This is a genomic window from Arthrobacter sp. TMP15 (assembly GCF_039529835.1).
Taxonomy (GTDB): domain Bacteria; phylum Actinomycetota; class Actinomycetes; order Actinomycetales; family Micrococcaceae; genus Specibacter.
In genome coordinates this window covers 2,732,654-2,753,017 of record NZ_CP154262.1, presented here as the reverse complement: position 1 = coordinate 2,753,017, position 20,364 = coordinate 2,732,654, and the positions used below count along the sequence as shown (strand labels likewise).

Below are 20,364 nucleotides of genomic sequence, written 5' to 3'. Positions count from 1 at the left end.
CCAAGAGTTCAGTCTAGCCGCAGAAGCGCTTTGTTCCCCTCCATGGTGCTGTCTCCCCGGGCCGCTGCTCTGGTGTCTCTGCTCTGGGGCGGCGGTGACTTGAGATGTGGCTGAGGATGGGGCGGGATCTGTACAGTGGATCCTGTGGATCAACCAAAGGGGCCGAAGAAGCAAACGCTTGCGGCTACAGGAGTAGTCTTTCTGATGATTGCGGCGCTGACCGGGTGCAGTATTTCGGTTCCGTCCCAGTCTCCTCCCAGCATTGCACCCTCAGCTGCACCTACCAGCTACGCTCCGCCAACTATTGTTCCCGGGCATGACGCTGCCGCTGTGGCTGGCGCGCCAATGACTTTCGAAGCAGGCAAAACGCTTGTCCCCGGCGTGCCGGTTGGTTTTAGTGACGTGCTGGGCCAGCCACCCCAGGAGTATTCGCAGACACCGGGGCCGCCTGAGTGGAATCTGGTGAAGAACAACGTGGCCGGCCAGACCCAATATACCAACGCTGCGGGCTGCCAAGTAGCGTATTGGATCGCTACCAACCAGGGCCCTCTGATCACTCACGGTGATGACAAATCCTCCACACTTGAGTTAATGAAATACCTCATTCCATCGGTGATGGAAGAATCCTTGCCGGAGGCGCTGCTGCCCTGGGTGGCCGAGGCAGGAAAAGCAGGACCGCTGATTTCCTTCTTGTCCTTCGGCACCAAAGCTGGCAAAGATGTTATGGCAAGCACTGTATGGGGGCGCATGCTGGGAAGTGCTGATACCTCTTTGTTGGTGAGCTTGGCCTGTCCAACAGATGAATTGTTGGCAGCCACCACACCCAAGGTGATGGCAAAATTGTCGGTTGCCCCGCCGTCGAACTAGCCGGCGCGCCGGGGAGTTCACTGGCGGCTAAAGCTGGTTCGCCGCAGCTTGATGCTAAGAAGCCGGGGGCTGCGAGTTGTGGCTTACGTAGCGCAGGAACAGCATTGAGTCAGCTTTGAGAACCCTTGTCAACGTCATATCAGCGCTTGCCACGGGTTGACTTTTAGGCACACCGCCTTCGCCGCTAGTATCAGAATCCCGGTCGGCCCCGTGCGCGATTCGCCCGGCTGACCCGCCCACCAGGAGCGGAGAGACAGTCAAGGAAAGCTCATCCACTTTTCCGGCTTTAGCGAAGGTATTGAGCAGAGTCGGTCCGCCCTCGGAGTGGATCTTTTTAAATCCTCGCTCGGCAAGTGCAGAAATGATCAGTTCCACCTCGAGGGTATCCTTGCCCACCATGACCAGATCGGCCACCTTGGACAGGGCGCTTTTGCTTTCTTGCGGGGCAGACTCAAGTGTCAAAACCAACGGGCGAACGGGTGCCCTGGTGAACACTTCAAGACCGGGATTCAAATTTAGAGAACCAGAAACAATCGCCAAGGGTGGGTGCTCCGAGAGCCAGTTCTCCGCACGCCACTTTTGTGCCGACTCGCTCAGCAATTGACCGCCATAACCTTCTACCCTGATGGTTTGAGCACCCACCAAAATAACATCCGCGGTTTGCCGTAACAATGAAAAAATACGTTGGTCCCACGCATTTCCCAGTTTCCCTGAGACGCCATCCATGGAAGCGGCACCATCAATACTGGCAATAAAGTTAAAGCTCACCCATGGTTTGCCACGCAGGCGTCCTTCCGGAGGTGGCGCGAGCAGTTCCTGCTCCAGATCTGCTCCGGAGAGAATCGAGGGGGTGGGGAAGATCCGCTCAATCATGAAAATCTCCTTAGTGACTTGGCTACTTTGCTATTTGGCTATTTGGCTATTTGGCTATTTGGCTACTTGGCTACTGGGCGATCGGGCGGGCCGGCTGATTGGCCTCGCCCATATTGTGCAGAAGATACGCCGGTTCCCGCCAACCCAAAATTGTTTCGGTCATGCCGATGGCTGAGCTGGCCGCAGCAACATTGTGCATTCGTAGAATCCTTGCGCCACCTAAAATGCAAATGACGCCAGCAGCCAAGGAGCCTTCAAGGCGCTCCGTCTTTGCTTGGTTGAGACTTTCGCCGATGAAATCTTTGTTGGACACGGCGGCCAGAGCCGGAAATCCTAAAGCGGCGATTTCGTTGAAGCGGCGCGTAATCTCAAGGGTGTGCAGGGTGTTCTTATTGAGGTCATGGCCGGGGTCAATGATGATCTTCTCGGCAGGGACACCCAACGAAAGGGCAAGCTCAACCCGCTCGGCTAAGAACGCCGCAACCTCACTAACAACGTCGTTGTAGTACGGCCGCGGGTACACGGTACGCGGCTTGGCCAGTGAATGGGTGATGACTAAATGTGCGCCAGATTCTGCCACCACCGATGCCAGCTCCGGGTTGGAGAGACCGGTGGTGTCGTTAATGACGTTGGCGCCTGCCGCAATACTGCGGGCAGCCACTTCAGGCAAAAACGTGTCAACTGAAATGATCACATCACTTGCCGCCGCCACGGCAGCAATCACCGGAACCACTCGCTCACTTTCTTCCTCAGCACTCAAAGCAGGCCCGGGAGCAAAGGGAACGCCGCCAATATCAACCCAATCGGCTCCGTCTCGCACCGCCGCAAGCGAAGCGTTAACCGCGGCATCCAACGCAAACGTGGTCCCGCCGTCGTAGAAGGAATCAGGGGTGCGGTTGATGATGGCCATCAGGGCCACCTGCCGACTGAAATCGATGGTGCGTGGTCCAAATTGATGGATGGGATGCAAGAGCTCCGGGGTATAAAACGGCGCTGCTGTTGCGGGGGCTTCCGGCGTTGCGGAGGTCCTCGTAGTTGCCATCAAATGTCCTCAATAGCAGTGTGTTCATCAGCCAGCTGGACTTTGTTCACCGTGCGCGCTGAGATGATGAGGTCCTTGATGGCATCCTGGACATCCCAAACGTTTACGTTCATGCCGGCAACAACGCGGCCTTCAAGTAGCCAGAAAGCAACAAACTCGCGCTTTTCCAAGCTCCCGCGGATGACGAGTTCGGCATCCTTGGTCAGGGCTCCAAAGCCGGAATACTCCATGCCCAAATCAAACTGATCAGTATAGAAGTAGGGGATGTCGTCAAGGACGGCGTTCTGACCCAGCATTGATTTTGCCGCAACTTTGCCACTGGCAATGGCGTTGGCCCAGTGCTCGGAGCGGGCGTAGGCTCCGGTGACCGGGTGCAGGGAGTTGGCCACATCGCCTGCGGCAAATACATCCGCTGCGGAAGTTTGCAGGCTGGCTGTGACCTCGATCCCGTTATTGATTGTTAATCCGGCGTCCTTGGCCAACCCTGTGTTGGGGACCACGCCCACAGCCACAATGACAATGTCAGCTGGCAGCGTCACACCTGTGTTGGTCAGAACTGAGGTCACGGCACCGTCACTGCCTTGAATTTTCTCCGCGGTGGCAGGCAGTTCAAAGCGGACGCCGGCTTCCTTTTGCCTGTTGGTGAAGACAGCACCCAACGTGGAGCCAATGGCAGTTGATAGTGGAACATCTTCCAGACCAAGCAATGCCACATGGTTGCCGAGTTCTGTTGCTGTGGCGGCAATTTCCATGCCAATCCAGCCTGAGCCAATCATTACTACATTCTTGTTTCCGGCAGTGAACAGCTCTTTCACGGCAACGCTGTCTGCCTTGGTTCTGAACGTGTAAACACCCTTGAGGTCAACGCCAGGGAAGGGGATATGACGCGGTGCGGCCCCTGTTGCCAGAAGCACTTTGTCATAGGCAAGCGTAGTTCCATCGGCGAGGGTGACGGTGTGCGCCTGGGGATCCAGTGCAGTTGCTGCAGTTCCTTTCAGAAGCGTGACATTGTGTTCGGGATACCAGCTGGCGGGAAGCGGCAGCAACGAGTCAGCGTCCTCTTTGCCGGCCAGGAAACCCTTGGAAAGCGGCGGACGCTGGTAGGGGGTTTCCGGTTCGTCCGCCACGATTGTCACAGCACCGGCATAGCCTTCTTTCCGCAGCGTTTCCGCAGCGGTGGCCGCTGTGAGGCCACCGCCGATGATCACCATACCCGCATTCGGGGTGGGGGAATCGGTGGCTGAATCGGTGGGGGATGAGGTGCTGGGTGAGGTGGTCATGATCGAAACTCTTTCCGGTGGAAATTTATGTCTCTTAGATAAAACTTGGTGAAAACTAATGCTCTTAAACCAGCCCCGCATCTGCCAGTGGCCAGAAAAGCATTACTGCGGGAACTGCCCGCGCAATGGCCCGCCCTGGGATAACAAACCAGTGAAAACCGATGTGCGGGTGGTGGTGCCGGAGGTTTGCACCCCGCGCAACGACATGCACATGTGCTCCGCCTCCATGACTACGCCTACTCCGCGGGGCGCCAAGGTGTCCTCGAGCCAGTCTGCCACCTGCTGGGTGAGTCGTTCTTGGACCTGCAGATCCCGGGAGAAGAGCTCAACACCGCGGGCCATCTTGGACAGGCCAAAAAGACGATCCCCTGGCAGGTAGCCCACATGAGCCACACCCCGGAACGGCAGCAAGTGGTGCTGGCACAATGAATGGAAGGGAATGTCCTTCACCAGCACTAGACCTTGGTATCCGTCGTCATTGGGAAATGTGGTCCATGTTGTTTCGCGAGGGGTCAGCATTTCTGCGTAGGCGGCTGCCACCCGGCGGGGAGTGTCCAAGAGGTGAGGATCGGTTTCATCACGGCCCAGTGCCCGCAGGAATTCGGCAATGGCGGCCTGAGCACGCGGCAGATCAATGGAAGATGGGCCCACCAACGACTCGGCATCGTCGTAAGTGAGCAGATCTGGGAGGGAAGCACTGGAGATGGACATTTCCAAACCTTTCTAAAGCTTGTATTATTGACTTTAGAAGCGCAGACTCAAAGCGTCAAGTAAGTCCAAACAATACTTAACCTGCCATGCAGCGGAGCATGCACTGGCAAGAGAGCACAAGGCCAGCGGTCATGAACAACGCGGAGCAAACCCCCTCCACTCTCCACACAGCCAAGCATCTTGGCGCCAACACCACAAGCGCCAACACCACAAGGGCCAAGCTTGACGACGCGCAGCGCCTGCAAGCCGTGGCATCACTGGGGGACCCTATTCGCAGAACAGTGTTTGAGCTGGTGCGCGATTCCGGAGAAGCTCTTAGCCGCGATGACTGCGCGGAGCAGCTGGAACTACCCAAGAGCACCATCCGTGCGCACCTTGACCGGTTGGTGGATGAGCACTTGCTACTCGTAGAGTTTCGCAAAGTGGGCGCTAAGACCGGGCCAGGTTCGGGACGGCCCACCAAGCTGTACACAGTGGCGCAGAACGAGGTTAGCGCCTCCGTTCCGCCGCGGCACTATGATCTTGCCGCAGGCGTGCTTGCTGCAGCTGTCCAGCACTGCATTGATACAGGGATCGGTATTGCTGCAGCCCTGGTAGAAGTTGCCTTCGAGGAGGGTCGCCGTTTAGGGGCTGAATCCGGCAATATCCATCAATTACTGGCCGCCACGGGATACAGCCCCGAGCCCGACGGTGCCGGCGGCACCATCATGGCCAACTGCCCGTTTCATAGCCTGTCCAAAGCTCATACCAACGTTGTCTGCTCACTCAACGGCTCGCTGCTCAGCGGCGCTCTAGAGGGATGCGCGGACACCTGTCACGACCTGGCGCCAGATGCAGAAATCTCTCACTGCTGTGCCCGGCTCGTTCCCAGGGCTTAGAGTGCGGCGGCTTAGAGTGCGGCGCCCACCACAGAGGTAATGGATGCGCTCTGGAACCATGGAATCGCCAGGGTTAGTTGAGTCCACGGGCGCCTGTAGGGTGAGCCCATGGAACAGGTTGATGGAAGCACCGGCCAGTGGATCGCTGACGCTTTGGAGCGGTACCTGAACAAGGAACGCTATGAACAGTGGATTGGCACCGTCGCGGCAACCCTTCCCGAGCATTTCCAGGCTTATGCCCGGATCCTGCACAGAGTCAACGTGGGCCAAACACCGGTTCTGCGGTGGGCTGATGTTGCTGCGGAAAAGAAAACGCTTGTTCATCCCGAGGTGCAGTTCCACTCGATGGCACGGACCGGCCTTTACAAATCGGTGGTGATCAATGGGGTGGATTTGACCCTGGTGTCACCGAAGGAGTTCCTTGTGCCAAAGCTGGGAAGCTCAATGTAGCTCACGGACTGCGGCAGTATTTTGTGTTTCACGGCACGAGCGGTGATTTGGCCAGCCCGCCGTGGTTCGATACGTGGCTTGACGGCGATGGTGGCTCTAACTTTCAAACCGCCAACCTGGCTTGGCCAGCGGATAGGTCCTGGTGCACGGCCACGGAGATCGACTTTGACTCCACCCTGGTGGGCGGTACAGCAGAGCTCATCGCGGCGATCATCACGTCACCGGATTTGGAGGCACTAGAGGTGGGGGCCGCTACGAGCCTGGGGTTCAAAGCAGACACCATCAACGGTTCACAGCAATAAAAGTCCACATGATTGCCCTTCGAGGAACAAAGGGTAAGGGTACAACGCCGCGGAAACTGGTATCGGCCTCGTGGCGTAGAATTGCTCTGTGCCCGTGTACCTTGATCACGCGGCGACCACGCCTATCTCGGCCCCTGCCCTCGCCGCACTCACCTCCGTTATTGCCCGTAGCGGCAATCCGTCATCACTGCATGGCTCCGGCCGCCGCGCCCGTGCAACCGTCGAAGCCGCCCGGGAAACCATCGCCAAGGCTGCCGGCGCCCACCCCACGGAGGTGATCTTCACCTCCGGTGGCACCGAGGCTGACAACCTTGCTGTCAAGGGTTTGTATTGGGCACGTAACGGCGCCGAACCGCAGCGCACTCGTATTCTTGTCTCAAGCGTGGAACATGCAGCCGTCCAGGACACCGTGGAGTGGCTAGCTGCGCATGAGGGTGCTCACGCCGTCTGGCTACCCGTGGATAGCAATGGCAGGATCCTGATGGATGCCTTGGAAAAGGAGCTGGACCGCGGCGGTGCGGACTCGGTTGCGCTGCTTACCTGCATGTGGGCCAACAATGAGGTTGGCACTGTTCAGCCGATTGCCGAGATTGTGGCGCTCGCAAAGAAATATGGCATCCCCGTTCATTCGGACGCCGTCCAGGCTTTCGGCTCCATCGCTGTGAACTTCAAGGACTCAGGCCTGGCCGCCATGTCCATCAGTGGCCACAAAATTGGTGGCCCTGTTGGTGTTGGCGCGTTGCTGCTGGGCCGTGCCGTGAAACTGACAGCTGTCCAGCACGGCGGGGGACAGGAACGCTCGGTTCGCTCCGGCACGCTGGATACGGCCGGTATAGCGGCCTTCGCGGCAGCAGCCCAAGACGTCACCAGCAACTTGGAAACAGAAAACGCGCGCATTGGCGGACTTCGCGACCGAATCATATCCGCTGTCCGTGCAGCCGTTCCGGAGGCGGTGCTCCGCGGCCCTGACCCGATGGATGACCCGGCTCAGCGGCTCCCGGGAAACGCGCATTTCACTTTCCCCGGCTGCGAGGGAGATTCGCTACTGTTCCTACTCGATATGGCCGGGATAGAATCCTCCACCGGCTCGGCCTGCACAGCCGGGGTGCCTCGACCCTCCCACGTACTCCTGGCCATGGGTTTGGATGAGAATACGGCCCGTGGGGCACAACGCTTTAGTTTGGGGCATACATCGTGCCCGGGAGACGTTGACGCCTTTGTGGCGGCTCTGCCAGACGCCCATGCGCGAGCAAAAACGGCCGGGATGGCTGGGCATCAATCCTCCATCCAAACCGCCAGCACACAGTAATTAAAACCGGTAATCACACCTGCTGCACCAACAACGGCAGCTGTACCAAATTGATTTGATTTTTTTGCACCAATGGAAAGGTATGTAATGCGAGTATTGGCAGCCATGAGTGGCGGGGTTGACTCCGCCGTAGCCGCAGCCCGGGCCGTAGATGCCGGGCATGACGTGGTGGGCGTCCACCTGGCCCTCTCACGGATGCCGGGCACCTTGCGGACCGGCAGTCGAGGTTGTTGCACTGTGGAGGACTCCAATGATGCGTGGCGTGCCTGCGACCTGTTGGGCATTCCCTATTACGTCTGGGACTTCTCCGAGCGCTTCAAGGAGGATGTGGTTCAGGACTTCATCGACGAGTACACCGCCGGGCGTACCCCCAATCCCTGCATGCGCTGCAATGAACGGATCAAGTTCGCTGCTCTGCTGGAAAAGGCCATAGCGCTGGGCTTCGACGCCGTTTGCACCGGCCACTATGCCAAGGTCATCACCAACGCCGACGGGAGCCCGGAACTCCACCGCGCCGCAGATTGGGCTAAGGACCAGAGCTATGTGCTCGGTGTGCTGACCCATGAGCAACTTAAACACTCCATGTTCCCGCTTGCCGATACCCCCTCCAAGGCAGAGGTGCGCGCCGAAGCCGAGGCCCGTGGTTTGTCAGTGGCGAAGAAGCCTGACAGCCATGACATTTGCTTCATTCCAGATGGGGACACCGCCGGATGGTTGGCTGAAAAAATTGAAATGAGCGACGGTGATGTTGTTGATGAAAGTGGTGCCAAGGTTGGCGGCCACACCGGCTCCAACCAGTTCACCGTAGGCCAGCGTCGCGGGCTTAAACTCGGCACCCCCGCCGCTGATGGCAAGCCTCGCTTTGTGCTTGAAATCCGGCCCAAGGAAAATAAAGTTATTGTGGGCCCACATGCGTTGCTGGCCATTGAGGCGATCCAAGGAATCAAGGTTTCTTGGGCCGGGCTGCCCATTGCCGAGGTCGCCACTGGCGCCGAATTCGATTGTTACGCCCAGGTCCGTGCGCATGGCGACCCCGTGCCTGCCCGCGCTTTTGTCACTGAAGTGATGGACGACGGCGTGTCCCGCCAAGTCCTGGATGTCACCTTGGTCGAGCCGTTACGCGGTGTGGCGCCGGGTCAGACGATCGTGCTGTACCAGGGAACACGGGTGTTGGGGCAGGCAACTATCGACACGGCGAGGTCATTGGCACGGCCGCAATTGCCGTAGCGCTCCGGGCGCTTGTGGTGCTGGCGTAAGCTTCCCTTAAAAGGTGACTTGCCACACGGAAGGTTTACACAATGCCCCCGCATACAATTCCCAACCCGCTGCAATTTTTGGAAAGTGCGCTTAATCAGTGCGCCGAAACCATCAGCGCCATCTCCTCAAACCAGGCAGACTGGCCTACTCCATGCGTTGATTGGAGTGTTCAGGATCTCCTGCACCACCTTGTGGTGCAGGACCTGCACAAATTCACCATCATGGCTCGCGGGCACAACGTTGACCCACCAAACCCCGAAGCAATGTTCGGCGCCGATTGGTCCACGCGTTTTAGCGATGGAGCCTCACTGCTAATGCGGGCTTGGTCTAGCGCCGACCTCAGCGCCCAAGTGGCTTTGCCGGGTGGCGGAGAAGCACCCTTGCGCAGCCGTATTGGCCTGCAAATATCCGAATTTACCGTCCATGCCTGGGACCTGGTGAAAGCTACAGGTGTGCCCATCATTTTAGACCCTGTCCTTGCCGATCAGTCGCTCGCGTGGGCCCAGCGGATGCTCAAACCAGAGTACCGAGACGTTGAGAGAGGAATTGGGCCGGAGGTTCGAGTCCCCGTCGCAGCCGACCCTTATGCAAGGCTCGCAGGCTGGTTTGGTCGCAGTCCGTACTTTAAAGCCGGACCGCGTGCAGCCTCGCTTAGGTAACCTTCTGGTTGCAACTTTGGATTTGATGCAATCTGGCGTAACAAAGTCTGGTAAATGTTGACTATCAAAGATATGAGCCGGGTCACACAATGAAGTGTGGCCCGTTCCATGTTTGGCACAAGAGAAAGTTTGTTGATGGTTAAGAATAAATTTGGATTCAAATCGGTCATTGCCGTCGCCGGTGTTTCCGTCTTGGCGATGACGGCATGCACCGGACCCGCTGCCAATGATGGCGGCTCCGAAAGTGGGGGCGCCTCAACCGGCGCTCCGGTAGTTGTTGGTACCACCGACAAAACCACCTTCCTGGACCCGGCCGCTTCCTACGACAATGGTTCGTTCATGGTCATGAACCAGATCTACCCCTTCGTGCTGAACTCAGCCGCGGGAAGCGCGGACCCCAAGCCTGACTTGGCGGAATCGGCGTCGTTCACGTCTCCTACCGAATACACAGTGAAGCTCAAGACCGGCCTGAAGTGGGCCAACGGCTCCGAACTTGATTCCAAGGATGTGAAGTTCTCCTTCGATCGCCAGTTGAAGATCAATGACGTCAACGGGCCCGCAACGCTGCTTGCAAACCTGGACAGCGTTGAAGCCCCGGACGCCACCACAGTGGTGTTCAAGCTCAAGCTCGGCAACGATCAGACGTTCCCGCAGGTACTGACCAGCCCGGCCGGACCCATTGTGGATGATTCTGTGTTCAGTGCTGATGCCGTCACCACGGATGAAGACATCATCAAGGGCAAGGCGTTTGGTGGCCAGTTCACCATAGACACGTTCAAGAAGAACGAGCTCATCTCCTTCAAAAAGAACCCGGACTACAAGGGTTTGCTGGGTGCAGCCAAGTCCGATTCAGTCATCATGAAGTACTTTGCCGATTCCAATAACCTCAAACTTGAAGTTGAGAAAGGTGGCATCGATGTTGCGTGGCGCTCCCTGACAGCAACGGACATCGACAGCCTCAAGACCAAGAAAAATGTCAAGGTTGATATTGGCCCCGGTGGCGAAATCCGCTACATCGTCTTTAACTTTGACACCATGCCGTTTGGTGCCAAGACGGCCAACGCCGATCCGGCCAAATCACTGGCAGTGCGCCAGGCCATGGCAGACTCGGTTGACCGTGCAGCGATCGCTGACCAGGTTTACAAGGGCACTTACCTGCCGTTGTACTCCTACGTACCGGCAGGTTTCACCGGGGCCATTGAGCCGTTGAAGGAAGTCTACGGAGACGGCAATGGCGGCCCCGATGTGGACAAGGCTACAAAGGCTCTCGCCGATGCTGGCGTGGAAACTCCTGTGACTTTGGACCTGCAGTACAACCCTGACCACTACGGTTCTTCTTCAGGAGATGAGTACGCTGCCATCAAGGCACAGCTCGAGGCAACCAAGTTGTTCAAGGTAAATCTGCAGTCCACGGAGTGGGTTTCCTATTCCAAGCAGCGTACAGCTGACGCCTATCCCATGTACCAGTTGGGTTGGTTCCCGGACTATTCCGACGCTGATAACTACTTGACGCCGTTCTTCAGCACGGATAACTTCTTGAAGAACCATTACAGCAATACCGCTGTCCAGGACATGATCACCGAACAGCTGACCACTAATGATGAAGCAAAGCGCACCAAGCTGATTGAGGATATTCAGACCGCCGAGGCCAAGGACCTTTCCACACTGCCTCTGTTGCAGGGTGCTCAGGTTGCCGTCTCCGGTGTTGATGTCAAGGGCACCAAGGACACCTTGGATGCATCGTTCAAGTTCCGTTTGGGCGTTCTGTCTAAATAATGCCAGCCATGCATTCATAGGCACTTGGCGCAAGGGCGGGGCTTTCTGCAAAGGATGCCCCGCCTTTTTCACGAACCGTTCCTGCACGGAACTACATGGAAGCCCTGGCTCTGTGCATAAAAAGAAATAGGCGTACATGACCGCAATGATTGACCTGCCGGCGGAAGAACCCGCCGCGTTGGTACCCAGAAGCAAGAAGTCAGGCGGTGGCCTGGGCAAATACCTTGCCGTCCGCTTTGTCCTGATTTTCCCCACCATTTTTATTCTCGTCACCATGGTCTTTTTCCTGATGCGGCTCACAGGTGATCCCATCACGGCCGCATTGGGTGGACGCTTACCACCTGATCAGCTGGAAGCCCGCATTCATGAGGCCGGTTATGACCGGCCACTTTTTGTGCAGTATTTCGAATACTTGGGACAAATCGCCACAGGCAACTTTGGCCGCACTATCTCTGATAATCAGGAGATCAGCCAGATGCTGGCCACTTACGGCTCGGCAACTCTTGAACTCGCCTTCAACTCTTTGATCGTGGCCCTAGCCATCGGTATCCCGTTGGGCATGCTGGCAGCGTACAAGCGTGACAAGTGGCACGACGCTATTTTGCGTGTCCTGGCTATTTCCTTCTACGCCACCCCGGTCTTCTTCGCCGGGCTGTTGCTGAAACTGCTCTTCTCCGTCTGGTTGGACTGGTTCCCTGTGGCCGGTAGAGCTAACATCTCCACCGAAATTTATATGACCCAACTTCAATCTCCTACGGGAATCTATTGGATAGATGCCCTGCGCAGCGGAAATATGGACGCTTTTTGGGATGTGGCGCAGCATTCAGTACTGCCCGCTGTTGCATTGGGTTTCCTGACAGCCGGAATTTTCTTGCGCCTGGTTCGTACCAACGTCATCGGCACGCTCAGCAAGGATTACGTTGAGGCCGGACGCTCCCGCGGCGTCAGCGAATACCGTTTGCTGACCAAGCATGCTTACAAGCCGGCGTTGATCCCCATCATCACCGTCATGGGCTTGCAGATTGCACTCCTGTTGGGAGGGGCGGTGCTGACAGAAACCACTTTCGAGTGGAAGGGGCTGGGGTTCCAGCTGGCCCACTACCTCACGGCGCGTGACTTCGTGGCAGTCCAGGGCATCGTGGCCCTGCTCGCCGTCATCGTGGCCCTGACCAACTTCATTGTGGATGTCATCGCCGCGCTCATTGACCCGAGGGTGAGGTACTAAATTATGGAGCGCAAGCAGTCCCTTTTCTCTCGTCTGCCCATCATTTCCCAACTAAAAAAGAGTGTTGGGCTCCAACGCGGCATGCTTGTGGCGGGCATCATCATGACATTGATGTTCCTGCTCACCGCAGCTCTGGCGCCGTTGATCTCTCCCTACGGCCCCACTCAACGCTTTAATGAAGCCCAGTCTCCGCCGTCATCCGTTCACCTTTGGGGGACAACGGCGGGAGGCTACGATGTCCTTTCCCGCACCCTGTGGGGGGCACAAACAGCCGTTTTGGTGATTGTGGTGGCGGTTTCGCTGTCCATTTTCCTGGGTGTGATTCTTGGCTTGCTCTCCGGCTACATTGGCGGCTGGCTGGACCGAATCCTGGTGGTGGTCGCGGATGCGATCTACGCTTTCCCCACACTGCTGCTGGCCATGGTCATGTCCATTGCTTTGAGCCAGGGTCGTTCGGATATGTGGTCCGGGATCTTCTCTGCGGCGATCTCCATCACTGTGGTGTTTATTCCGCAGTACTTCCGTGTGATCCGGGCGGAGACCATTCGCCTGAAAGCCGAACCCTTCGTGGAATCGGCTGTGGTTGTGGGTGCCTCAAGCGTGCGCATTATGGCCCGACATATTTACAAAAATGCCACCCGGACGCTGCCGTTGATCTTCACACTGAATGCCTCCGAAGCCATTTTGACGTTGGCAGCCCTTGGCTTCCTGGGCTTCGGCATTGAACCCTCCACCGCTGCGGAATGGGGTTATGACCTTAACCATGCTCAGTCAGATGCCACCTCCGGTATTTGGTGGACAGGGGTGTTCCCCGGTGCTGCGATTGTGTTGACGGTACTTGGTCTGACCCTGTTGGGCGAGTCCATGAATGACTTGAACGATCCACGCCTGCGCGGGCGTAAACGGGCTGCGAAAAAGGCCCGGAGAAGCAAGCTTGCAGATCAAAAGGAGTTGGTACAGGCATGAGCGGCTCCACACAGAACAGCCCAGCGGTGGTGCCCGCAGTGGCGCCCGTACTGGAGATCTCCGATCTAAAAATCAACTTCGCCACCGATCAAGGGGACGTACACGCCGTTAAGGATGTTTCCTTCAGTGTGGCACCCGGTGAGATCGTGGCCATTGTGGGCGAATCCGGCTCGGGTAAAACGGTTACGGCCAAGGCTATTCTTGGTCTTCTACCGGAAACCGCCCACAGCAGCGGGGCGGTGATCATCAGCGGCAACGATGTCATCACGGTCAGCCCCCACCAACTGCGTCAGATCCGCGGACGTGATGTGGCCATGGTGTTCCAGGAACCATCCACAGCTCTCAACCCCGTTTATACGGTGGGGTGGCAGATCGCGGAGGGACTGCGGGCACACAGGCCACAGGGCAAACGGGTAGGGAAGAAGGAAGCCCGCAAGCTAGCCATTGAGGCTCTGGGAAAGGTGGGCATCCCGGAACCGGAAAAACGTGTTGACTACTATCCGCACCAGTTCTCTGGCGGGCAGAAACAGCGAGTCGTCATTGCTGCAGCGTTGGCCTTGAACCCGGGACTGATTGTGGCCGATGAACCAACCACGGCACTCGATGTCACTGTTCAGGCTGAAATCCTTGAACTCCTGCGTGATTTGCGTGATAAATACGGTACTTCCATTGTGCTGATTACCCACAACATGGGCGTTGTGGCAGATTTGGCGGACCGGGTGGTGGTGATGTTTGAGGGCGACGTTGTGGAAGAAGCCAGCGCTGAGGTACTTTTTGCCGCCCCGAAGCAGGAATACACCCAAAAGTTGCTGGCCGCCGTGCCCCATTTGGGGCGAAACTCCGCCTCAGCAGGCTTCACCGAACGTGCATTTCAGGACAACGAAGTGCTTGTGGAAGCTCGCGAGCTGGAGATTGAGTACCCGGGGCGCCTGGGTAGTGCCGCCTTCAAAGCGGTGGATAAGGTTTCTTTCACCATCAGAGCCGGCGAAGTCTTTGGGTTGGTGGGGGAGTCCGGTTCGGGGAAAACAACCATCGGCCGTGCCATTGCCGGGCTGAACCGGACAACCGGAGGCTCACTGAAGGTCCTGGGCTATGAGATGCGGAACTACAAAGAGCGCACGTTCCGTCCGCTGCGTAAGGATATTGGGTTTGTGTTCCAAGATCCGGCCGCATCCTTCAACCCACACCTGACCATTGGCGAATGTGTGGCCGAGCCACTGATCATCCATACCGATCTGTCAGGTCCGGCCATCACCAAAAAAGTCCAGGAACTGCTTGAATCGGTGCAACTACCGGCTGTTTACGCCAAACGATTCCCGCATGAACTCTCAGGTGGCCAGCGTCAGCGTGCATCCCTTGCACGCGGGCTGGCGCTTAAGCCCAAGCTGTTGGTCGCCGATGAGCCTACCTCGGCACTGGATGTTTCAGTGCAAGCCAAGGTGCTTGAACTGTTCCGGGAAATTCAAACCGAGATGGGATTCGCCGCGCTGTTTATCAGCCACGACCTCGCCGTGGTGGATATTTTGGCCGAATGGGTGGGGGTTCTTTACAAAGGCAAATTGGTGGAGCAGGGGATCGGCTCCCAGATCATGGGCAGTCCCAAGGACGACTACACAAAGCGGCTACTAGCCTCCTTGCCCGTCCCTAACCCCGCAGAGCAGGCGAGACGGCGAGTGGCACACCAGGGACTCCTGGCGGCAAAGTAGCTCGCATGTTTTTGCCCAGCGAATAACGTTTAGGCGGTGCCTTAAGTGGACAGGAGTTTTCTCCGCCCGGTGCACCGCCTAAACTGTCCCTATGACCGAACCGAGCCACACGCAGCACCTGTCCGTGGAAGATTTTGACCCAGCCGCCAGCTCACTCACGGATGCTGTGGACCCCGCCGTCATGGCAGAGCTGCTTTCTATTCGCTCGAGCATCGATAACTTTGATGCAACTCTTGTTTATCTGCTGGCTGAACGGTTCAGGGCCACCCAACGGGTGGGGATTCTCAAGGCGCGGCACCAGCTGCCCCCGGCTGACCCCAGCCGTGAGAAGGCTCAGATTCAGCGGTTGCGCGCCCTGGCGGAATCCGCCAATCTTGACCCCGCGTTCGCTGAGAAGTTCTTAAACTTCATCATCAGCGAGGTCATCCATCACCACCAGGCGATTTCGCAGAGCCACTCGGATGTGGCAGCCACCGGAGTTGTTCCCGTGGTGAGCCTTGACGGCCAAGGGTTTGTCGCCGATGCCCCCACCTCAATCACGGACGACGGCGGCGCAGCCCTTAAGTGAGTCCCTCACCTAATCAGTCCCAACAGCCTGGGATAACACACCAGGCACCGTTCCCGGAGATCGTCACAGCTACCTCCTTGGGCCAATGGCCCGGCACGGACCCGGTGGAGGCTACTAAGGTTTCGCTGGGGCTCCTGGGCTCACCCCACCTCCCTTGCCTTGTTGACCTGCCCGCACGCGGGGTAGGTTCTGACCCCATTGGTCGCACAGCTGCTTTGCTCGTTGAATTGGCCGTTGATATGCAACCCTACGGCTGGCGCTTCGTTGACAGGGCCGGTCATGACCACCGCCGTGCCGTTTCCGCGCTGTCCACTGATGTTAACGTGTTGGCTGACGTTGCCGGAGATAGCGGAATAACGCCTCCTGAACTTAAAGTCTGTATCAGCGGACCGGTTTCCTTGGCTGCGGCAATCCATTTGCACTATGGCGAACGGTCTCTGCGCGATTACGGGGCAAGACGGGATATTGGCCAGTCGCTGGCCGCAGGACTAGCCATCCATGCACAGAAGTTGGGTGCCGCTGTTCCCGGGGCTGCGCTGACACTGCAAATTGACGAACCCGCTGTGGCTGCGGCTTTGGCGGGTACAATCCCCACAGCGTCCGGATACAGGACGTTGCGCTCAATCCCTGTCACGGAGCTACGGCAAAGCTGGAGTGCATTAGTAGGCGAAGCCCGGAAAGCAGGCTTCGCCAAGGTTGCCATTAACTTAGCTCCTGCCAGCGCCTCTCAGGACGGTAGCGCGGGTGTGGAGGATGCAAGTTCGGCACGAGCCGAATCAGCCAGCTGGCGCGTAGCCCTTGAAACGGCTCTTGAATGCGGCATAGATGCGCTCGCTATTCCTTTGCACATTTTGGACACCGGACACTGGGAACAGCTGGCCGGGGCCATCGAATCCGGCATGGGTGTGTGGGCTGGAACTGTTCCTGGCCGATCGGGCCAAGCACCGCCGTCGTACGCTGCTTTAGTGGAGACGGTCATGCGGCCCTGGCGCGGATTGGGATTGAACAAATCGGCCTTGAATCAGCTACGTATAACCCCTGAAACCGGCCTGGGAACCATCACTGCGCCGGAGGCTCGGGCAGTGCTAAACCGGGCACTTGAGGTAGCGGAGGAATTGAGCGTAATTCGTTACCAGTAGTTGGATGAATGTTAACTTCTGTTGCATATGCTTGCCTTTCTACAGCTCGGTCAGGAAGGTTCATTCCCATGGTTCACGGCAGGTTCGCACGCGGTGCGGTTCTTCTTTTGACACTGGCCGTGTCGCTGGCGCTCAGTAGTCCAAGCTCAGCGGTGCAGGGACAAGCCCAAGCAGAGTTGCCAGTGTTGGATGCTGTAGCGGTTGAAGGTGCGGCACCGCGGGCCAAGGCTCCGGCACTTCCCGAACACAACGCCGTTGACGATGGTGGCAGGGCTACCACACCGATCATCAAGGAAGAGCAGATCACGGTGTGGGACCTGCCGCCCGGTTCCCCAGTTTTCAACCCGGTGTCGGGCCGCACTGAAGTCATAGATCCGTCGATTGCCAGAACAGCTTTACTTTTTGGAGATTCTCAGGCCGGCGGAGCCTCAGGCGTGACCGGGGCTGAGACCTGGGTGCAGAAAGGTCTGCGGAATTCCGGCTACAAGGTCCGTTTTGTGGGTGCCGGCGGGATTGGGTTTGTGGCTAAAACATCAGCCTCAGCTAATTATCCTGATTCCGTGGAGAGCGGAGCTGTGGTGCTCCCGTATGGGAATCCGGCCCTGGTCGTTGTGCAAGGCGGGGGCAACGATGCGGCGGCCAAGGTTCCTGACGCGCAGGTGCTGGCCAATGCGGAGCGTCTTCTGCGGGACTTAAAGTCCAGCTATCCGGTGTCCGAATTCTTGATCGTGGGCACGTTGGCCAAGGGAGAAGCAGGCTCCCGACGCAGTCACGTCGATGCGCTGTTGGCCAGCTTTGCCAAGCGTAACGGGGTGTTGTTTCTCAGCGCCGGGGACTGGGTGACCCGCTATGCCGTCACGAACAAAATGGCTGATGCCGTGCATCTGAACGCAAAGGGGCATGAGGTCCTGAGTAAAGTGCTTGTTTCCAAACTAGGAGCGTTGCAACTCCAGATCCCCCAACAAAGCACACAAAAACAAGGGTAGTCATTTCCACGACCTAATCTTGTGCAACGGCGGTTTTGACTGCTTAGAGTCGTCCTGCGGCTTTGAGCCTGATATACATGTCTGCCAGCTGGGGCGGAAGCTCCTGCGGAGGAGCATCAACTACTTCCACCCCGGCTTGCTTGAGGACGGCAGTGATGGCTGCTCTGCGGTTCAGCGCATGTTCGGCGGCGGCAGCACGGTAGGTTGTTGTGGTGCTGGAGCGGTCAAGCCGTGCCTGATCTACCGCAGGATCGCGAACAGCGGCAACCACCACCACATGCTTTTGAGCCAGGGCCGAGGCGAGGGGGATCAGGTTGTCCTCTGCCGCGCCGGCGTCCAAGGATGTCACCAGTACCACTAGGGCCCGGTGGGCTGTCACGTCGCGGATCTGTCCGGTGATTGCTGAGGCGTTTAGTTCAATCAGTTCAGGTTCCAGCGGGGCGAGGCTCTGCACCATGGCATTGAGCATATTGCCCTTGCCAGTGGAGGAAACCTTGGCCCGTACTCTGCGGTCGTACGCCACCAGGCTGACTCGGTCACCGCCGCGTTCAGCCAAAACCGCCAAAAGCAGTGACGCTTCGATGCCTGTGTCCAGGGCAGTCTCGTCTTCAATGCGGGTGGCTGAGGTCCGTGAGGTGTCAAGGACTATCACTACACGGCGGTCTCTTTCAGGACGCCAGGTGCGTACTACCACCTCTTGGCGTCTTGCGGTGGCGCGCCAGTCGATTGAACGCACATCATCGCCACGCACATAGTCACGCAACGAATCAAATTCAGTTCCGGCACCACGAAGCTGTACTGCGGCTCTCCCGTCGAGTTCGCGCAATTTGCGTAACTTGGAGGGCAGGTGGCGCTTTGAACTAAACGGTGGCAGCACCCGCAACCTACCCGGTGCGCTAATGGTGCTTTGCCGTGCAGCCATCCCCAAGGGGCCAAAGGAACGGATGGAAACATGGTGTGTGAGTAAGTCTCCGCGCCGAGAAGGGGATAACAATACGCTCACCGTTGCACGTTCCCCCGGCTGGATCCGGATTGAAGACAACGCGTTGGAAGCTCCAGCTGATGGTTGCCACCCGTCCTTGACCCAAGCGCGCAAAACCTTCTTTGATTCGTTGGCAAGGCGCAGCACAGAAACACTTTGATCCCCCAACCGGACCCCGGCCGGAAGGCTTCGGCGAAGAGCCACCAGACGAGGGGATGCGCTAAAAATCAGGTCAAAGAGCAAAACGAGTATCAGCACAGCCAACGACAGCAGCCAGGTGACTACCCCGGGCCACATAATGATCGGCACCAGGGCTGCCAACGCCAAGAAAAAGAACCTGCCCGAAATGGCCATTGTGTTCTTATTCCGCCGTCAGCGCGGCACTGGCACAGTGGCCAAAATCGAGAGAAGGATGTCATCCACCGCAACGCCGTCCATCTCTGCTTCAGGGCGCAAGGCAACCCTATGGCGCAGCGTGGGAAGTGCCAGGGCTTTAATGTCATCGGGGGTGATGAACCCTCGGCCCGAAAGCCAGGCGTAGGCGCGGGCTGATTTGAGAATGGCTGTTGCCCCGCGAGGGGAGACTCCCAGTTGGAAGGACGGGGCGGTGCGGGTGGCTCTGACCAGGTCAACCACGTACGCCAGCAGCTCTCTGTCAACACCCACCTGGGCTACTTCCTTGCGTGCCTGGGCCAGTTCGGCGGCGCCAGCCACGGCACGTACACCTGCGCCCTGCAAATCCTGCGGATCGAAGCCGAGACTGTGCCGGCGGATCACCTCAATTTCATCCTCACGTCCCGGCAGGTCCATGGTGAGCTTGAGCAGAAAACGGTCCAATTGAGCTTCGGGCAGCGGGTAGGTGCCCTCGTATTCAATAGGGTTTTGGGTGGCGGCAACCATGAACGGTGAAGGTAAACGCCGTGAAATACCGTCAACGGAAACTTGGTGTTCCTCCATGGCTTCCAACAGGGATGCCTGGGTTTTAGGTGGTGTCCTATTGATCTCATCGGCAAGCAGGATATTGGTAAAAACCGGACCCTCCCGGAAGGTGAAAGCAGAGGTGCTGGCGTCGTAAATCAAAGATCCCGTGACATCGCCGGGCATCAGGTCAGGAGTGAACTGAACGCGTTTGGTGTCAAGGCTCAGCGCCGCTGACAATGCCCTGACAAGCAAAGTTTTGGCCACACCCGGCACCCCCTCCAAGAGCACGTGCCCACCGGCAAGGAGGGCAATGAGCAACCCCGTGACAGTGGCATCTTGGCCTACTACGGCTTTGGCCACTTCACTGCGCACGGCCAGCAGGGACCGCGCCGCAGGGCTCATAACAAACGAACCCTGGGCGGGGGCGGCGTAGGCTTCCGGGTTTTGCTGGTGCTGGACTTCGTGGA

General features: G+C 57.9%; 20 protein-coding genes. 14 read left to right on the top strand and 6 right to left on the bottom strand.

Annotated elements, in window-relative coordinates:
- Positions 1–144 precede the first annotated feature (144 nt).
- Positions 145–867, top strand: coding sequence for a hypothetical protein (locus tag AAFM46_RS12305; protein WP_343318071.1), 723 nt, complete (start codon positions 145–147; stop codon positions 865–867).
- Between the two features lie 54 nt (positions 868–921).
- On the opposite strand, the gene AAFM46_RS12300 is transcribed toward AAFM46_RS12305, so the two are convergent.
- The 4 genes from AAFM46_RS12300 to folE all read right to left on the bottom strand — a co-directional run bounded on the left by AAFM46_RS12300 (position 922) and on the right by folE (position 4,773).
- Positions 922–1,740, bottom strand: a complete 819-nt coding sequence (locus AAFM46_RS12300; protein WP_343318070.1) for a pyrimidine reductase family protein — start codon at positions 1,738–1,740, stop codon at positions 922–924.
- 70 nt (positions 1,741–1,810) lie between these two features.
- On the bottom strand, positions 1,811–2,782 hold the full coding sequence (gene folP, locus AAFM46_RS12295; protein ID WP_343318068.1) for a dihydropteroate synthase: 972 nt from the start codon (positions 2,780–2,782) through the stop codon (positions 1,811–1,813).
- Positions 2,782–4,062 (bottom strand): FAD-dependent oxidoreductase, encoded by a 1,281-nt coding sequence (locus AAFM46_RS12290; RefSeq protein WP_343318065.1) that lies wholly within the window; start codon positions 4,060–4,062, stop codon positions 2,782–2,784. Before AAFM46_RS12290 ends, folP begins: the two co-directional genes overlap by 1 nt.
- A 102-nt stretch (positions 4,063–4,164) precedes the next feature.
- Positions 4,165–4,773 carry a GTP cyclohydrolase I gene (gene folE / locus AAFM46_RS12285; RefSeq protein ID WP_343318064.1) on the bottom strand — a complete coding sequence of 203 codons (609 nt, stop codon included), beginning with the start codon at positions 4,771–4,773 and terminating at the stop codon, positions 4,165–4,167.
- 131 nt (positions 4,774–4,904) lie between these two features.
- On the opposite strand from folE, the gene AAFM46_RS12280 reads away from it, so the two are divergent.
- The 13 genes from AAFM46_RS12280 (at position 4,905) to AAFM46_RS12220 (ending at position 17,994) form a co-directional block, all read left to right on the top strand.
- On the top strand, positions 4,905–5,651 hold the full coding sequence (locus tag AAFM46_RS12280; RefSeq protein WP_343318063.1) for a transcriptional regulator: 747 nt from the start codon (positions 4,905–4,907) through the stop codon (positions 5,649–5,651).
- Between the two features lie 108 nt (positions 5,652–5,759).
- A complete protein-coding gene (locus AAFM46_RS12275; protein ID WP_343318061.1) occupies positions 5,760–6,101 on the top strand; it encodes a hypothetical protein in 342 nt (113 codons plus the stop codon).
- Between the two features lie 23 nt (positions 6,102–6,124).
- Positions 6,125–6,403, top strand: coding sequence for a hypothetical protein (locus AAFM46_RS12270; RefSeq protein WP_343318060.1), 279 nt, complete (start codon positions 6,125–6,127; stop codon positions 6,401–6,403).
- A gap of 88 nt (positions 6,404–6,491) precedes the next feature.
- Positions 6,492–7,712, top strand: coding sequence for a cysteine desulfurase family protein (locus AAFM46_RS12265; RefSeq protein ID WP_343318059.1), 1,221 nt, complete (start codon positions 6,492–6,494; stop codon positions 7,710–7,712).
- Between the two features lie 87 nt (positions 7,713–7,799).
- Complete coding sequence (gene mnmA, locus AAFM46_RS12260; protein WP_343318058.1) at positions 7,800–8,939, top strand: tRNA 2-thiouridine(34) synthase MnmA; 1,140 nt, start codon at positions 7,800–7,802, stop codon at positions 8,937–8,939.
- A 71-nt stretch (positions 8,940–9,010) separates the two neighbouring features.
- Positions 9,011–9,628 (top strand): TIGR03086 family metal-binding protein, encoded by a 618-nt coding sequence (locus AAFM46_RS12255; RefSeq protein ID WP_343318057.1) that lies wholly within the window; start codon positions 9,011–9,013, stop codon positions 9,626–9,628.
- 135 nt (positions 9,629–9,763) lie between these two features.
- Positions 9,764–11,404 (top strand): ABC transporter substrate-binding protein, encoded by a 1,641-nt coding sequence (locus tag AAFM46_RS12250; protein WP_343318055.1) that lies wholly within the window; start codon positions 9,764–9,766, stop codon positions 11,402–11,404.
- Positions 11,405–11,540: 136 nt separating this feature from the next.
- The gene (locus AAFM46_RS12245) at positions 11,541–12,629 is read left to right on the top strand and encodes an ABC transporter permease (protein WP_283528466.1); all 1,089 of its coding nucleotides are present in this window, start codon (positions 11,541–11,543) and stop codon (positions 12,627–12,629) included.
- 3 nt (positions 12,630–12,632) lie between these two features.
- Positions 12,633–13,595, top strand: a complete 963-nt coding sequence (locus tag AAFM46_RS12240) for an ABC transporter permease (RefSeq protein WP_283528464.1) — start codon at positions 12,633–12,635, stop codon at positions 13,593–13,595.
- Complete coding sequence (locus tag AAFM46_RS12235) at positions 13,592–15,301, top strand: ABC transporter ATP-binding protein (RefSeq protein WP_343318052.1); 1,710 nt, start codon at positions 13,592–13,594, stop codon at positions 15,299–15,301. The genes AAFM46_RS12240 and AAFM46_RS12235 overlap by 4 nt, the downstream gene beginning before the upstream one ends.
- A gap of 91 nt (positions 15,302–15,392) precedes the next feature.
- The gene (locus AAFM46_RS12230) at positions 15,393–15,869 is read left to right on the top strand and encodes a chorismate mutase (protein WP_283528459.1); all 477 of its coding nucleotides are present in this window, start codon (positions 15,393–15,395) and stop codon (positions 15,867–15,869) included.
- Positions 15,866–17,008, top strand: a complete 1,143-nt coding sequence (locus tag AAFM46_RS12225; RefSeq protein WP_343318051.1) for a hypothetical protein — start codon at positions 15,866–15,868, stop codon at positions 17,006–17,008. Before AAFM46_RS12230 ends, AAFM46_RS12225 begins: the two co-directional genes overlap by 4 nt.
- 68 nt (positions 17,009–17,076) lie before the next feature.
- Positions 17,077–17,994: an SGNH/GDSL hydrolase family protein gene (locus tag AAFM46_RS12220; RefSeq protein ID WP_283528455.1), complete on the top strand. Its 918-nt coding sequence runs from the start codon at positions 17,077–17,079 to the stop codon at positions 17,992–17,994.
- A 43-nt stretch (positions 17,995–18,037) separates the two neighbouring features.
- Here AAFM46_RS12220 and AAFM46_RS12215 read toward each other — a convergent pair whose 3' ends face one another.
- On the bottom strand, positions 18,038–19,330 hold the full coding sequence (locus AAFM46_RS12215) for a DUF58 domain-containing protein (protein WP_343318050.1): 1,293 nt from the start codon (positions 19,328–19,330) through the stop codon (positions 18,038–18,040).
- 18 nt (positions 19,331–19,348) lie between these two features.
- Positions 19,349–20,299 (bottom strand): MoxR family ATPase, encoded by a 951-nt coding sequence (locus AAFM46_RS12210; RefSeq protein ID WP_283528656.1) that lies wholly within the window; start codon positions 20,297–20,299, stop codon positions 19,349–19,351.
- Between the last annotated feature and the right edge of the window lie 65 nt (positions 20,300–20,364).